Annotated in this window: 11 protein-coding genes, 2 tRNA genes, 3 rRNA genes and 1 other RNA gene; 15 read left to right on the forward strand and 2 right to left on the reverse strand. The window is 44.3% G+C overall.

Translation table 11 applies throughout. The features are described from left to right. Complete coding sequence (locus tag NSQ17_RS00120) at nt 1-1,302, reverse strand: glycoside hydrolase family 18 protein (RefSeq protein WP_342467727.1); 1,302 nt, start codon at nt 1,300-1,302, stop codon at nt 1-3. 45 nt (nt 1,303-1,347) lie between these two features. After that, complete coding sequence (locus tag NSQ17_RS00125; protein ID WP_041091587.1) at nt 1,348-1,902, reverse strand: isochorismatase family cysteine hydrolase; 555 nt, start codon at nt 1,900-1,902, stop codon at nt 1,348-1,350. Nucleotides 1,903-1,981: 79 nt separating this feature from the next. Between NSQ17_RS00125 and tadA the strand changes: the two genes are divergently transcribed. From tadA to NSQ17_RS00200, 15 genes are all read left to right on the forward strand, one after another. Further along, the gene (tadA, locus tag NSQ17_RS00130; RefSeq protein WP_008342015.1) at nt 1,982-2,458 is read left to right on the forward strand and encodes a tRNA adenosine(34) deaminase TadA; all 477 of its coding nucleotides are present in this window, start codon (nt 1,982-1,984) and stop codon (nt 2,456-2,458) included. A gap of 76 nt (nt 2,459-2,534) precedes the next feature. Then, nucleotides 2,535-2,799: signal recognition particle sRNA large type (gene ffs / locus NSQ17_RS00135), an RNA gene on the forward strand. Between the two features lie 330 nt (nt 2,800-3,129). Beyond that, nucleotides 3,130-4,842, forward strand: coding sequence for a DNA polymerase III subunit gamma/tau (gene dnaX / locus NSQ17_RS00140; protein ID WP_008342013.1), 1,713 nt, complete (start codon nt 3,130-3,132; stop codon nt 4,840-4,842). Nucleotides 4,843-4,867: 25 nt separating this feature from the next. Then, nucleotides 4,868-5,191 (forward strand): YbaB/EbfC family nucleoid-associated protein, encoded by a 324-nt coding sequence (locus NSQ17_RS00145; RefSeq protein WP_008342011.1) that lies wholly within the window; start codon nt 4,868-4,870, stop codon nt 5,189-5,191. A 15-nt stretch (nt 5,192-5,206) separates the two neighbouring features. Beyond that, entirely contained in the window at nt 5,207-5,803 is a 597-nt protein-coding gene (gene recR / locus NSQ17_RS00150) for a recombination protein RecR (RefSeq protein ID WP_003218094.1), read from the forward strand. Between the two features lie 18 nt (nt 5,804-5,821). Then, the gene (locus NSQ17_RS00155; protein WP_008342008.1) at nt 5,822-6,046 is read left to right on the forward strand and encodes a YaaL family protein; all 225 of its coding nucleotides are present in this window, start codon (nt 5,822-5,824) and stop codon (nt 6,044-6,046) included. Between the two features lie 66 nt (nt 6,047-6,112). Then, nucleotides 6,113-6,376, forward strand: coding sequence for a pro-sigmaK processing inhibitor BofA family protein (locus tag NSQ17_RS00160; RefSeq protein WP_012009068.1), 264 nt, complete (start codon nt 6,113-6,115; stop codon nt 6,374-6,376). Between the two features lie 276 nt (nt 6,377-6,652). After that, a 16S ribosomal RNA gene (locus NSQ17_RS00165) occupies nt 6,653-8,201 on the forward strand. 96 nt (nt 8,202-8,297) lie between these two features. Beyond that, nucleotides 8,298-8,374, forward strand: a tRNA-Ile gene (locus NSQ17_RS00170). 14 nt (nt 8,375-8,388) lie between these two features. Then, a tRNA-Ala gene (locus tag NSQ17_RS00175) sits at nt 8,389-8,464 on the forward strand. Between the two features lie 98 nt (nt 8,465-8,562). Further along, nucleotides 8,563-11,493, forward strand: a 23S ribosomal RNA gene (locus tag NSQ17_RS00180). Between the two features lie 61 nt (nt 11,494-11,554). Then, nucleotides 11,555-11,670 (forward strand): 5S ribosomal RNA (gene rrf / locus NSQ17_RS00185). The 16S, 23S and 5S rRNA genes sit together here with 2 tRNA genes alongside, the layout of an rRNA operon. 170 nt (nt 11,671-11,840) lie before the next feature. Continuing rightward, entirely contained in the window at nt 11,841-12,032 is a 192-nt protein-coding gene (locus tag NSQ17_RS00190; RefSeq protein ID WP_017359334.1) for a sigma factor G inhibitor Gin, read from the forward strand. 128 nt (nt 12,033-12,160) lie between these two features. Beyond that, a complete protein-coding gene (locus NSQ17_RS00195; protein ID WP_017359333.1) occupies nt 12,161-12,775 on the forward strand; it encodes a 5-bromo-4-chloroindolyl phosphate hydrolysis family protein in 615 nt (204 codons plus the stop codon). 21 nt (nt 12,776-12,796) lie between these two features. Next, the gene (locus NSQ17_RS00200; RefSeq protein WP_259255581.1) at nt 12,797-13,858 is read left to right on the forward strand and encodes a toxic anion resistance protein; all 1,062 of its coding nucleotides are present in this window, start codon (nt 12,797-12,799) and stop codon (nt 13,856-13,858) included. Nucleotides 13,859-13,892: the final 34 nt, after the last annotated feature.

Genomic DNA, 13,892 nt, shown 5'->3' on the forward strand with positions numbered 1-13,892 from the left:
TTACGATGTCGTTCTTTTTTCAATATTAAATTGATCTGATAACAACAACCAGTTTTGTGGGAAGGATAGACCTAATTTCCAGTAAGCAATTCCATTTAGGTTTAACTCTTTAATGAGATTAAATTTGGCTTGAATGGATCTTGCATCTTCAAACCAAACCTCGTGTTCTTTGTTGTTAGCATCTGTATAACGGAAATAAGGTGCTTGTGCTGTTTCGTCATATAAAATGGATACATTATTCTCTCTAGCAATGGCGATCGCTTGTTGAGGGCTGACGGCTTTGGCGATAGGGCCTCCTTGAACATAAGGGAGTGTCCAATCATATCCATATAAATTCTGCCCCATCACAATTTTATTGGCAGGTATGACAGTCAGTGCATATTCAATGACTTGGCGGACAGGGCCGATCGGAGAGACGGCTTGAGCAGGCCCGCCGCTGTAGCCCCACTCATAAGTCATTAGCACAACATGATCAACAATCTTTCCAATTGCTTCATAGTCATGTGCCTCATACCATTTTCCTTTCTGTTCACTGCTTGTTTTAGGAGCGAGTGCCACAGAAATAGTCCAACCCTGTTGATGAAAACGAGTTGTTGCTTCTCTTAAAAATTGAAGGTAGGCTTCTTTATCAACTGGGCGTAAATATTCAAAGTCAAAATGGATTTCTTTTAATTGATACTTTTGAGCAACGCGGACGATTTCATTTAATAATGTCGTTTTGACAGATTGGTTTGTTAAAAGGATTCGCCCGAGTTCATCACTAAATTTATCATTCTCTAGATTTGTGACTACCATGGATAAAACCGTTCTGCTTTGAGCGGTAATCTGAGGCAATTGATCTAATGGTGGCTCGCGAAGTGTTCCGTCTCTTTGCGCTTGAAAACTAAAAGCGCCGAGATGTGTTAAGTATGGAGATGCCTCTCTGGCTGCTTGCTTTAAATTTTCGCTGACTTGGTTTCCGCGTGGTTCTATATAAGCATTAGAATTAATATTTCTTTTCGGTCTTTGTGGAATATAAAGCAAGAAGCGAATAGGCAATATAGCTTCAGGACGAATCCGATTCACACGTGCCAATTCTTCTACCGAAATTTGAAATCTTCTTCCAATTTGATAAAGTGTATCATTTTGTTTGACCTCATAAAATTGACCTCTAATAGGGATGACAATTGTTTGTCCAACGACTAGTTGATTTGGTGTTTCGATGTCGTTGGTCCGAATGATTTCATTTACCGTTGTTTTAAAACGCATGGCAATCTCATTTAACGTGTCTCCTCTTTTGACAACATAAATTTGAATGGTCAACGCCCCCTTTGTTATTGCTAACAATTTATGAGGGTGATGGATAAATCATGTTTGATTTTCATCCGTGATCTCTTTAGTGGTTGTGATTTTGGCGAGAAGAACGTTCTCCATCATCGTTAAAGCGTACTCGTTGTCCCTATCATCATTTGAAGCAATACAATCTTTAGGTACAGTGAGGTTGTACTCTCGCATGTAAGCGTCATTTGCAGTGAACAGGACACAGATGTTTCCGGCAATTCCAGTTAAAATAAGTTCTTGCACACCTAATTCATTTAGGAGTGTCTCTAGTGCCGTTCCGTAAAAGGCAGAGTGCTTAGGTTTAATTAAGAAGTAATCATCTTTAGATGGTGCCATTTGCTCTAAAATAGGGGCACTTCTTTCGTTTTTACATGTTTCCATAACAGCTTTGATATCAGCCTTCCAGAGTCCATAGTGGTCGTTGATATAGATAATTGGCCAATTTTTCTTGAAAGCGTGTTGTTTAAGGGCTAAAATTTTATTGGTCATTTGCTCTGTTTTTTCAGCGAGCACATGTCCCATTTCGAAATCAAAATTATTGATCATGTCAATAATAAGCAGTGCTTTTTGTTGTTTTGGCAAATCAAGACCCCCTTTAAAAGATTGTGATAATATGTTAACCTCAATATCCTTTAAAAAAACATGAAAAGAGAGCCGTGCTATGACGAAAGATGAACAGTTTATGCAAGAAGCTATTTCTGAAGCTTTGAAAGCAAAACAAATAGGAGAAGTTCCAATCGGTGCCGTCATCGTTGTTGATGATCAAATTGTAAGCCGTGCTCACAATTTAAGGGAAAGTGAACAGCGATCAATTGCTCATGCGGAATTACTTGCTATTGATGAAGCGTGTAAAATGACTGGTAGCTGGCGTTTAGAAGATGCTGTACTTTATGTTACACTCGAACCGTGCCCAATGTGTGCAGGCGCTATTGTACTTTCAAGAGTGAAAAAGGTCGTTTTTGGTGCCTATGATCCTAAAGGTGGATGTGCTGGTACTTTAATGAATTTATTGGACGATGAGCGGTTCAATCATCAGTCTGAAGTCATTGGTGGTGTGCTTGAAAATGAGTGTGGTGAGCTGTTAAGTCAGTTCTTTCGAGACCTCCGTCAGCGGAAGAAGCAGGCGAAAAGTAAATGAATGGATGTCGTTTGCAATTTTATCACTTAGAAGGTATACTTATGTCTGCGTCACCAACAATTTAATATTCATTTTGCCGTGCTAAGCGGGGAGGTAGCGGTGCCCTGTACTCGCAATCCGCTCTAGCGAGGCCGAATCCCTTCTCAAGGTTCGTTTACTTCAAGGTCTGCCTTAAATAAGTGGTGTTGACGTCTGGGTCCTGCGCAATGGGAATTCATGAACCATGTCAGGTCCGGAAGGAAGCAGCATTAAGTGAAACCTCTCATGTGCCGCAGGGTTGCCTGGGCCGAGCTAACTGTTTAAGTAACGCTTGGGGTAGCGAATCGACAGAAGGTGCACGGTAAATCAATATTAAATGTAACTCATCTAGTTTATCTAGGTGAGTTTTTTGTTGCTATTGAAAGAATATATCAGTTGTTTTGTTTATACAAATAGTAAAAAAGCCATTTTCGGGTGAGGTATTTTTGAAGCAATTTATAAAGGGAACGAATGTTCTTGTTGATCTGACAGGCATTTTCAGAAAGCAAGAAAACACGTTTTTTAATCAAGAAAAGTAAAAAGTCTTTAAAGGAAATGCTCTTTTTCGTTTATTAGAAAATAAAGGTGTACTTTTGAATTGATCGTTGCATCATGTATAATGAACATGATGATAAATGGAGGAGGGCGTATTTGTGAGTTATCAAGCTTTATACCGAGTGTTCAGACCTCAAGTTTTTGAGGATGTTGTTGGACAAGAACACATCACAAAAACGTTGCAAAATGCCCTTTTGCAGAAAAAGTTTTCTCATGCTTACTTATTTTCAGGTCCTAGAGGAACAGGTAAAACAAGTGCTGCCAAGATTTTTGCGAAAGCAGTGAACTGTGAAAAGTCACCTGTTAGTGAGCCGTGTAATGAGTGTGATGCCTGTAGAGGGATTACGACCGGTTCGATTTCAGACGTGATTGAAATAGATGCTGCCTCAAATAACGGGGTAGATGAAATTCGGGATATACGTGATAAAGTGAAATTTGCTCCTTCAGCGGTTACATATAAGGTTTATATTATAGATGAGGTACATATGCTCTCTATCGGGGCATTTAATGCACTTCTTAAAACGCTAGAGGAACCACCTGCTCATTGTATCTTTATTTTGGCTACCACAGAGCCTCATAAGATTCCTCTTACCATCATATCAAGATGTCAGAGATTTGATTTTAAACGGATCACGACAAAAGATATTGTTGGACGAATGGAGAAAATTGTAGATGCAGAAAGCCTAAATATACAAGAGGGTTCACTCGAGATTATTGCTAGTGCGGCAGATGGAGGCATGCGTGACGCACTCAGTCTCCTTGACCAAGCGATCTCATTTAGTGGTGAACAGCTCACAATTGATGATGCACTGCTCATTACAGGTGCTGTATCTCAGCATTTCATTAGTCAGCTTGCTGAAGCCATTTTTGAGCAAAATATTGCGATAGCGCTGGATACGTTAAATGAATTGCTTCAACAGGGGAAAGATGCCGCGAAATTAATAGAGGATATGATCTTCTACTTTAGAGATATGCTTCTTTACAAAACAGCACCGGATCTTGAAGGTGTCCTTGAAAAAGTCAAAGTCGACGATAAGTTTGTGGCTCTTTCAGAACGTGTGGCACCTCAGTTTCTTTATGAAACGATTGAAGTGCTGAATAAAAGCCATCAGGAAATGAAATGGACAAACCATCCTAGAATTTTCTTTGAAGTAGCTGTGGTTAAGCTCTGTCAGTCAACGGCTGGTGCTGTATCATCTCCGGCTGATTCCGACCTAACAGCGTTAACGAATAAAATAGACAGGCTGGAACAGGAGCTATCTAGGCTAAAAGCTGAGGGTGTTCCAATGACTCAGTCTCAGAGTCCTCAAGCAAAAACGGAAGCACCTCGACCTCAAACGAGTAATAAAAATGGTTATCGTGCACCTGTCGGTCGAATTCATGAGATTTTAAAAGAAGCGAAGCGGCCGGAGCTAGAAAAAATAAAAGGCAAATGGGGAGAGCTCCTTGCCCAATTAAAACAGCAAAATAAGGTATCTCACGCTGCGCTATTAACAGATAGTGAACCAGTTGCGGCGGCAACTCATGCCTTTGTTTTAAAATTCAAATTTGAAATACATTGTAAGATGGTGGCCGAAGATAAAAGTGGTGTTCGAACCAATCTTGAGCAACTGCTAGAATCTATGCTAGGAAAAAGAGTGGAATTAGTTGGCGTTCCTGACGCTCAATGGGGTAAAATAAGAGAAGAATTTTTAAGAGATCATCAGCCTGAAGAACAAGCAGATGGTCAGGCAGCTTCTGCTGAAGAAGATCCATTAATTGCAGAAGCAAAGAAGTTAGTAGGAACCGATTTAATTGAAATTAAAGATTAACAATTTGAAAGAGAGTGGTGTTCATATGCGCGGTGGAATGGGAAATATGCAAAAAATGATGAAACAAATGCAAAAAATGCAGAAGGATATGGCTAAGGCTCAAGAAGAGCTTGCAGAAAAAGTCCTTGAAGGTACGGCAGGTGGCGGCATGGTCACTGTAAAAGTAAATGGACAAAAAGAAGTCGTTGATGTGGCGATTAATGAAGAAGTTGTTGATCCTGAAGACATCGATATGCTTCAAGACCTTGTACTTGCAGCAACAAATGATGCATTGAAAAAAGTTGATGAACTAACGAATGAAACAATGGGTCAATTCACAAAAGGAATGAACATGCCAGGTTTATTCTAGGAGGAATAACTGAAGATGCAATATCCTGAACCAATATCAAAGCTGATTGATAGCTTTATGAAATTGCCAGGAATCGGACCTAAAACTGCGGTCCGTCTGGCTTTTTTTGTTCTTAGTATGCAAGAAGATGTCGTGCTGGATTTTGCGAAGGCACTTGTTAATGCAAAGCGTAATTTAACTTATTGTTCTGTTTGCGGACATATCACCGACCAGGATCCTTGCTATATTTGTGAAGATACAAGAAGAGATCAATCTGTGATCTGTGTCGTGCAGGATCCAAAAGATGTGATCGCAATGGAAAAAATGAAAGAATACAACGGCTTATATCATGTGCTTCATGGTGCTATTTCACCAATGGACGGAATTGGACCAGAGGATATTAAAATTCCTGACCTATTAAAAAGATTGCAAGACGATCAAGTCACAGAGGTCATTCTTGCAACCAACCCAAACATTGAGGGAGAAGCGACAGCCATGTATATCTCTAGATTGTTGAAACCATCAGGAATTAAACTCTCTCGCATAGCTCACGGACTCCCAGTAGGTGGAGATTTAGAGTATGCGGATGAAGTCACACTTTCTAAGGCTCTAGAAGGCAGACGTGAGATGTAGGAAGGAGAAGTACGGTACATGGGTTTTCTTCGCAGAAAATCAATTCGAAAAGAATTCGATGAGATATTAATTCAACAGCTTTTTAAGCAAAAGGAAGAATGGAACAGACAAAAAAAGCTTGTCGCAAATAGCGTTGAGCCTTCACCGGACATTCTATTCGAATTAAAGCTTGCTCAAGCGAAGTACTTTTTCTATCTGAGAGAAGCGAAAAAGAGAAATTTACGTTTAAACAACTGGAGATAGCAGGTCTATTTTCCATAATCCTCTCATATGCTTGTACTATTCATATGAAGAGGAGATGAGAGGATTATGGAACCTGTTATTGTGATTGGTTCAATTTTGTTAGCTGTTTTATTGTTGTTTATGTCGGGTGTTCAAGCAAATCCATTCAAATGGTTAGGGCTTATCGGAATAAAATTTGTCGCAGGCGCTCTTTTTTTATTTTGTCTCAATTTATTCGGCGAGAGTTTAGGGCTTCATGTTTCCATTAACCCTGTAACGAGCGGAATTAGTGGTTTGTTGGGCATTCCAGGTGTAGCAGCTTTAGTCGTAATTGAAAAGTTTATTATTTAATGCAAAATATTGTTGACTTTGATTATATATGGTGGTAAATTAATATACGTCGCTGATGACGAAGAAACGAAAAAACATAATAACAAAAAAGTTGTTGACACTAACAACTTGGATATGATAAGATGTTCTAGTCGCTTCCGAAGCGGTAAACAAGTTCTTTGAAAACTAAACAAGACAAAACGTACCTGTTAATTCGAGTTTTTATAAAAAAATCCTATGATACATCATAGGTAGTCAGTCAAACGCTGACGAAAAACAAAACTTCGGTTTTGTACTTTTTCGGAGAGTTTGATCCTGGCTCAGGACGAACGCTGGCGGCGTGCCTAATACATGCAAGTCGAGCGGACAGAAGGGAGCTTGCTCCCGGATGTTAGCGGCGGACGGGTGAGTAACACGTGGGTAACCTGCCTGTAAGACTGGGATAACTCCGGGAAACCGGAGCTAATACCGGATAGTTCCTTGAACCGCATGGTTCAAGGATGAAAGACGGTTTCGGCTGTCACTTACAGATGGACCCGCGGCGCATTAGCTAGTTGGTGAGGTAACGGCTCACCAAGGCGACGATGCGTAGCCGACCTGAGAGGGTGATCGGCCACACTGGGACTGAGACACGGCCCAGACTCCTACGGGAGGCAGCAGTAGGGAATCTTCCGCAATGGACGAAAGTCTGACGGAGCAACGCCGCGTGAGTGATGAAGGTTTTCGGATCGTAAAGCTCTGTTGTTAGGGAAGAACAAGTGCAAGAGTAACTGCTTGCACCTTGACGGTACCTAACCAGAAAGCCACGGCTAACTACGTGCCAGCAGCCGCGGTAATACGTAGGTGGCAAGCGTTGTCCGGAATTATTGGGCGTAAAGGGCTCGCAGGCGGTTTCTTAAGTCTGATGTGAAAGCCCCCGGCTCAACCGGGGAGGGTCATTGGAAACTGGGAAACTTGAGTGCAGAAGAGGAGAGTGGAATTCCACGTGTAGCGGTGAAATGCGTAGAGATGTGGAGGAACACCAGTGGCGAAGGCGACTCTCTGGTCTGTAACTGACGCTGAGGAGCGAAAGCGTGGGGAGCGAACAGGATTAGATACCCTGGTAGTCCACGCCGTAAACGATGAGTGCTAAGTGTTAGGGGGTTTCCGCCCCTTAGTGCTGCAGCTAACGCATTAAGCACTCCGCCTGGGGAGTACGGTCGCAAGACTGAAACTCAAAGGAATTGACGGGGGCCCGCACAAGCGGTGGAGCATGTGGTTTAATTCGAAGCAACGCGAAGAACCTTACCAGGTCTTGACATCCTCTGACAACCCTAGAGATAGGGCTTTCCCTTCGGGGACAGAGTGACAGGTGGTGCATGGTTGTCGTCAGCTCGTGTCGTGAGATGTTGGGTTAAGTCCCGCAACGAGCGCAACCCTTGATCTTAGTTGCCAGCATTCAGTTGGGCACTCTAAGGTGACTGCCGGTGACAAACCGGAGGAAGGTGGGGATGACGTCAAATCATCATGCCCCTTATGACCTGGGCTACACACGTGCTACAATGGACAGAACAAAGGGCTGCGAGACCGCAAGGTTTAGCCAATCCCACAAATCTGTTCTCAGTTCGGATCGCAGTCTGCAACTCGACTGCGTGAAGCTGGAATCGCTAGTAATCGCGGATCAGCATGCCGCGGTGAATACGTTCCCGGGCCTTGTACACACCGCCCGTCACACCACGAGAGTTTGCAACACCCGAAGTCGGTGAGGTAACCTTTATGGAGCCAGCCGCCGAAGGTGGGGCAGATGATTGGGGTGAAGTCGTAACAAGGTAGCCGTATCGGAAGGTGCGGCTGGATCACCTCCTTTCTAAGGATATATGGAGCAGCGTACGTTTTTCGTCTTGTTTAGTTTTGAAGGAACTTGCAAAAGATCCTACAACATCATATCTTCGATATGAAAGATGGGCCTGTAGCTCAGCTGGTTAGAGCGCACGCCTGATAAGCGTGAGGTCGGTGGTTCGAGTCCACTCAGGCCCACCATCTTCTATTAAATCGGGGCCTTAGCTCAGCTGGGAGAGCGCCTGCCTTGCACGCAGGAGGTCAGCGGTTCGATCCCGCTAGGCTCCACCAACGTGTTCTTTGAAAACTAGATAACAATAAGTAATACATTCACATTGAATGCAATGCAAAGTTCATCACACATAGTGATTCTTTCTAAAGTAAGAAATGGTTAAGTTAGAAAGGGCGCACGGTGGATGCCTTGGCACTAGGAGCCGATGAAGGACGGGACGAACACCGATATGCTTCGGGGAGCTGTAAGCAAGCTTTGATCCGGAGATTTCCGAATGGGGAAACCCACTGCTCGTAATGGAGTAGTATCCATACTTGAATACATAGAGTATGAGAAGGCATACCCGGGGAACTGAAACATCTAAGTACCCGGAGGAAGAGAAAGCAAATGCGATTCCCTGAGTAGCGGCGAGCGAAACGGGAACAGCCCAAACCAAGAGGCTTGCCTCTTGGGGTTGTAGGACACTCTATACGGAGTTACAAAGGAACGATATAAGCGAAGAGGTCTGGAAAGGCCCGCCAAAGAAGGTAACAGCCCTGTAACTGAAATGTTGTTCTCTCCAGAGTGGATCCTGAGTACGGCGGAACACGTGAAATTCCGTCGGAATCCGGGAGGACCATCTCCCAAGGCTAAATACTCCCTAGTGACCGATAGTGAACCAGTACCGTGAGGGAAAGGTGAAAAGCACCCCGGAAGGGGAGTGAAATAGATCCTGAAACCGTGTGCCTACAAGTAGTCAGAGCCCGTTAACGGGTGATGGCGTGCCTTTTGTAGAATGAACCGGCGAGTTACGATCCCGTGCAAGGTTAAGCAGAAGATGCGGAGCCGCAGCGAAAGCGAGTCTGAATAGGGCGCATGAGTACGTGGTCGTAGACCCGAAACCAGGTGATCTACCCATGTCCAGGGTGAAGTTCAGGTAACACTGAATGGAGGCCCGAACCCACGCACGTTGAAAAGTGCGGGGATGAGGTGTGGGTAGGGGTGAAATGCCAATCGAACCTGGAGATAGCTGGTTCTCTCCGAAATAGCTTTAGGGCTAGCCTCAAGGTAAGAGTCTCGGAGGTAGAGCACTGATTGGACTAGGGGCCCCTACCGGGTTACCGAATTCAGTCAAACTCCGAATGCCGATGACTTATCCTTGGGAGTCAGACTGCGAGTGATAAGATCCGTAGTCGAAAGGGAAACAGCCCAGACCGCCAGCTAAGGTCCCAAAGTATACGTTAAGTGGAAAAGGATGTGGAGTTGCTTAGACAACCAGGATGTTGGCTTAGAAGCAGCCACCATTTAAAGAGTGCGTAATAGCTCACTGGTCGAGTGACTCTGCGCCGAAAATGTACCGGGGCTAAACGTATCACCGAAGCTGCGGACTGTTCTTACGAACAGTGGTAGGAGAGCGTTCTAAGTGCAGTGAAGTCAGACCGGAAGGACTGGTGGAGCGCTTAGAAGTGAGAATGCCGGTATGAGTAGCGAAAGACGGGTGAGAATCCCGTCCACCGAATGCCTAAGGTTTCCTGAGGAAGGCTCGTCCGCTCAGGGTTAGTCGGGACCTAAGCCGAGGCCGAAAGGCGTAGGCGATGGACAACAGGTTGATATTCCTGTACCACCTCCTCACCATTTGAGCAATGGGGGGACGCAGGAGGATAGGGTAAGCGCGGTATTGGATATCCGCGTCCAAGCAGTTAGGCTGGGAAATAGGCAAATCCGTTTCCCGTGAAGGCTGAGCTGTGATGGCGAGCGAAATTTAGTAGCGAAGTTCCTGATTCCACACTGCCAAGAAAAGCCTCTAGCGAGGTGAGAGGTGCCCGTACCGCAAACCGACACAGGTAGGCGAGGAGAGAATCCTAAGGTGATCGAGAGAACTCTCGTTAAGGAACTCGGCAAAATGACCCCGTAACTTCGGGAGAAGGGGTGCTTCTTAGGGTGTTAAAGCCCCGAGAAGCCGCAGTGAATAGGCCCAGGCGACTGTTTAGCAAAAACACAGGTCTCTGCGAAGCCGTAAGGCGAAGTATAGGGGCTGACGCCTGCCCGGTGCTGGAAGGTTAAGAGGAGCGCTTAGCGTAAGCGAAGGTGCGAATTGAAGCCCCAGTAAACGGCGGCCGTAACTATAACGGTCCTAAGGTAGCGAAATTCCTTGTCGGGTAAGTTCCGACCCGCACGAAAGGCGCAACGATCTGGGCACTGTCTCAACGAGAGACTCGGTGAAATTATAGTACCTGTGAAGATGCAGGTTACCCGCGACAGGACGGAAAGACCCCGTGGAGCTTTACTGCAGCCTGATATTGAATGTTGGTACAGCTTGTACAGGATAGGTAGGAGCCTTGGAAACCGGAGCGCTAGCTTCGGTGGAGGCATCGGTGGGATACTACCCTGGCTGTATTGACCTTCTAACCCGCTGCCCTTATCGGGCAGGGAGACAGTGTCAGGTGGGCAGTTTGACTGGGGCGGTCGCCTCCTAAAATGTAACGGAGGCGCCCAAAGGTTCCCTCAGAATGGTTGGAAATCATTCGCAGAGTGTAAAGGCACAAGGGAGCTTGACTGCGAGACCTACAAGTCGAGCAGGGACGAAAGTCGGGCTTAGTGATCCGGTGGTTCCGCATGGAAGGGCCATCGCTCAACGGATAAAAGCTACCCCGGGGATAACAGGCTTATCTCCCCCAAGAGTCCACATCGACGGGGAGGTTTGGCACCTCGATGTCGGCTCATCGCATCCTGGGGCTGTAGTCGGTCCCAAGGGTTGGGCTGTTCGCCCATTAAAGCGGTACGCGAGCTGGGTTCAGAACGTCGTGAGACAGTTCGGTCCCTATCCGTCGCGGGCGCAGGAAATTTGAGAGGAGCTGTCCTTAGTACGAGAGGACCGGGATGGACGCACCGCTGGTGTACCAGTTGTTCTGCCAAGGGCATCGCTGGGTAGCTATGTGCGGACGGGATAAGTGCTGAAAGCATCTAAGCATGAAGCCCCCCTCAAGATGAGATTTCCCATTCCGCAAGGAAGTAAGATCCCTGAAAGATGATCAGGTTGATAGGTCTGAGGTGGAAGCGTGGTGACACGTGGAGCTGACAGATACTAATAGATCGAGGACTTAACCTATATTCTAATGTGAAAAATGAACATTGTTATCTAGTTTTGAGAGAACATTCTCTCCATCAGGTTTGGTGGCGATAGCGAAGAGGTCACACCCGTTCCCATACCGAACACGGAAGTTAAGCTCTTCAGCGCCGATGGTAGTTGGGGGTTTCCCCCTGTGAGAGTAGGACGCCGCCAAGCTTTTCAAAGGATCAGTTCCAGTCGGAACTGGTCTTTTTTGTATTTTAAAAAAGGAACAAACACTCGATCTGGCATGGATACATATACTAAACTATCATCTAAAACATTCTTAATTTTGTATACAATTGAAAGCGCTAGGGCATACTGAAGCTATAAGTGGAGGTGTCACAATGAGCAAAAAAGAGCGAGAAGCAATTTGTTTGATTTGTGAAGAGAAAAAAACAAAGGGAATTTATTTATATCATCAGTTTTTATGCCGAGATTGTGAACGGAAGTTAATTTCTACATCAACCTCGGATCCTAGTTATGCTGATTATGTAAGAAAGCTTAAAAATCTTCATACGCCGCCTTTGTATTCATAGACCATTAGATGGTCTTTTTTTATGGGCAATCGGGGATTGGGCCTGTTTTTTGGAACTTAGTTTGGACATCAACCGTAATAAATAATAAGATAAACAGAGAGCCTGATTATTCATAGGAGTCGATGAACATGAAATCAATTTTTTACACATTTGTATGGGCCGTTCTCTCTACTCTTTTTTCGCTGGTGATTTTAACTGTCAGTATTGGTGTTTTCCATCATCATGTTGGATTGTCGATACTGTATGCGATGATTGGGTGGGGTGTGATGTTTGCAGGAAGCCGATGGGCTGCCTTCCAGTTGTTTTTGAAGAAACACGGACTGTCTCGCAGTGATTATGTATATATTAAACAGCACTTAAAAGAAGCTGGGCAAAAGCTGGTTCGTTTGAAGAAAGCTTTATTTGCTGTGAAGAACGTACAGACGATCAAGCATAATTATGAAATTCTTCGGCTTGCACGACGCATCTATACGATAACAAAAAAGGAACCGAACCGGTTTTATGATGCACAGCGGTTTTATTTTGAGAGTTTAGATTCTGTTGTTGAATTAACTGAGAAATATGCACTGCTGTATAATCAGCCGAATCGTAGCCATGAGCTTGAAATGACATTAAGCCAAACTCGAGTCACGCTGACTGAACTGCAAAAGCAATTAACGAATGATTTACAGCAAGTTTTAGGAAGAGATATAGAAGCACTTCATATTGAACTTGAAGTGGCCGATAAAATGATTAAAAAATAGACATGAAAGGAGTCAAACTCGATGAAACCAGAAGATCCAGTCATACCACCAGCCCCATCTACTACAGATCTTCCGTTTCGGGTGTTTGATACCTTATCTGATGAGGAAAAGCAGGAGGCGCTACAGCGAGCTGAGAAGATCCCTGACCATCCACAAAAACTGCTTTTCTATGGCACACGTGTGCAGGAACGATTGTTAGAACAATCAAAACAAATGATGCAATATGTGGAGAAAAAAGATATTGACCAAATCGGAGACGTTCTAGAAGCTTTTTTACAGCAACTGCATTTAGTGGAGCCAGAGGATTTATTGCCAAAGAAGCGAGGCTTTTTTTTAAGGTTATTTCAGCGAGAAAAGCGTTCTACTCAGGAGATCATATCTCGTTTTAAACAAGCAGAAGCACAGATAGAGAGATTGTCAGCAAGGCTTCGTTACGCAAGAGGCGTGTTAATTTCGGACCATAAGTTATTGGAGCGTTTATTTGAAGAAAATCAATCATACTTTCAAGAGATGACGTTACAGGTTGCAGCAGTTGAAGCAAAATTGACGCTGTTAGAGCAACATGCCCTAACAGAATCACAGTCACATGATCGGACATTAGAGGAACAATTGATGAGTCGGGAAGTCGATGAAGAAGAATATATGGAGAGATTAAAAGAACGGAAGTATGATTTGTTGTTGAGCCGTCAAATCGCACTGCAATGTAATGCCCAAATTCGAATGATTCAGCATACAAACCATACATTAGCCAATCATATTCAATCAACTGTTTCCGCATCAATTCCTTTATGGATCAACCAAATGTCGATTGCGTTCAATCATATTCAGCAGCGAGCCAATTCAGCGCTTGAGCAGCGTATCCAGCAAACATATGAACAGGTATCGAAGCAGCAAGGACAGCTGATTGAAGATGCATCCTTAACGCCTATAGATACGTTGAAAAAGGTTCAGCACCAATTGGCCGAAACATTGCAGGAAACGTTGCAGGTAAAAGAACATGGGAGCCAAGAACGAGCTCAATTAAAAAGTAGCATGCATGAGGCAGAGCAGAAGCTGGTGAATCATAAACCAATAAAGGAATGAGAATCCATCTTTCAGTTCACTTGTTTGAACGTTA

Source organism: Bacillus sp. FSL W8-0629 (genome assembly GCF_038593225.1).
Taxonomy (GTDB): Bacteria; Bacillota; Bacilli; order Bacillales; family Bacillaceae; genus Bacillus; species Bacillus altitudinis.

Excerpts from the sequence above, each read along its gene's own strand:
- NSQ17_RS00200 (WP_259255581.1), top strand. The coding sequence starts at position 12,797 with ATGAAACCAGAAGATCCAGTCATACCACCAGCCCCATCTACTACAGAT.
- recR (WP_003218094.1), top strand. The coding sequence starts at position 5,207 with ATGCAATATCCTGAACCAATATCAAAGCTGATTGATAGCTTTATGAAA.
- NSQ17_RS00190 (WP_017359334.1), top strand. The coding sequence starts at position 11,841 with ATGAGCAAAAAAGAGCGAGAAGCAATTTGTTTGATTTGTGAAGAGAAA.
- NSQ17_RS00195 (WP_017359333.1), top strand. The coding sequence starts at position 12,161 with ATGAAATCAATTTTTTACACATTTGTATGGGCCGTTCTCTCTACTCTT.
- NSQ17_RS00160 (WP_012009068.1), top strand. The coding sequence starts at position 6,113 with ATGGAACCTGTTATTGTGATTGGTTCAATTTTGTTAGCTGTTTTATTG.
- NSQ17_RS00145 (WP_008342011.1), top strand. The coding sequence starts at position 4,868 with ATGCGCGGTGGAATGGGAAATATGCAAAAAATGATGAAACAAATGCAA.
- tadA (WP_008342015.1), top strand. The coding sequence starts at position 1,982 with ATGACGAAAGATGAACAGTTTATGCAAGAAGCTATTTCTGAAGCTTTG.
- NSQ17_RS00155 (WP_008342008.1), top strand. The coding sequence starts at position 5,822 with ATGGGTTTTCTTCGCAGAAAATCAATTCGAAAAGAATTCGATGAGATA.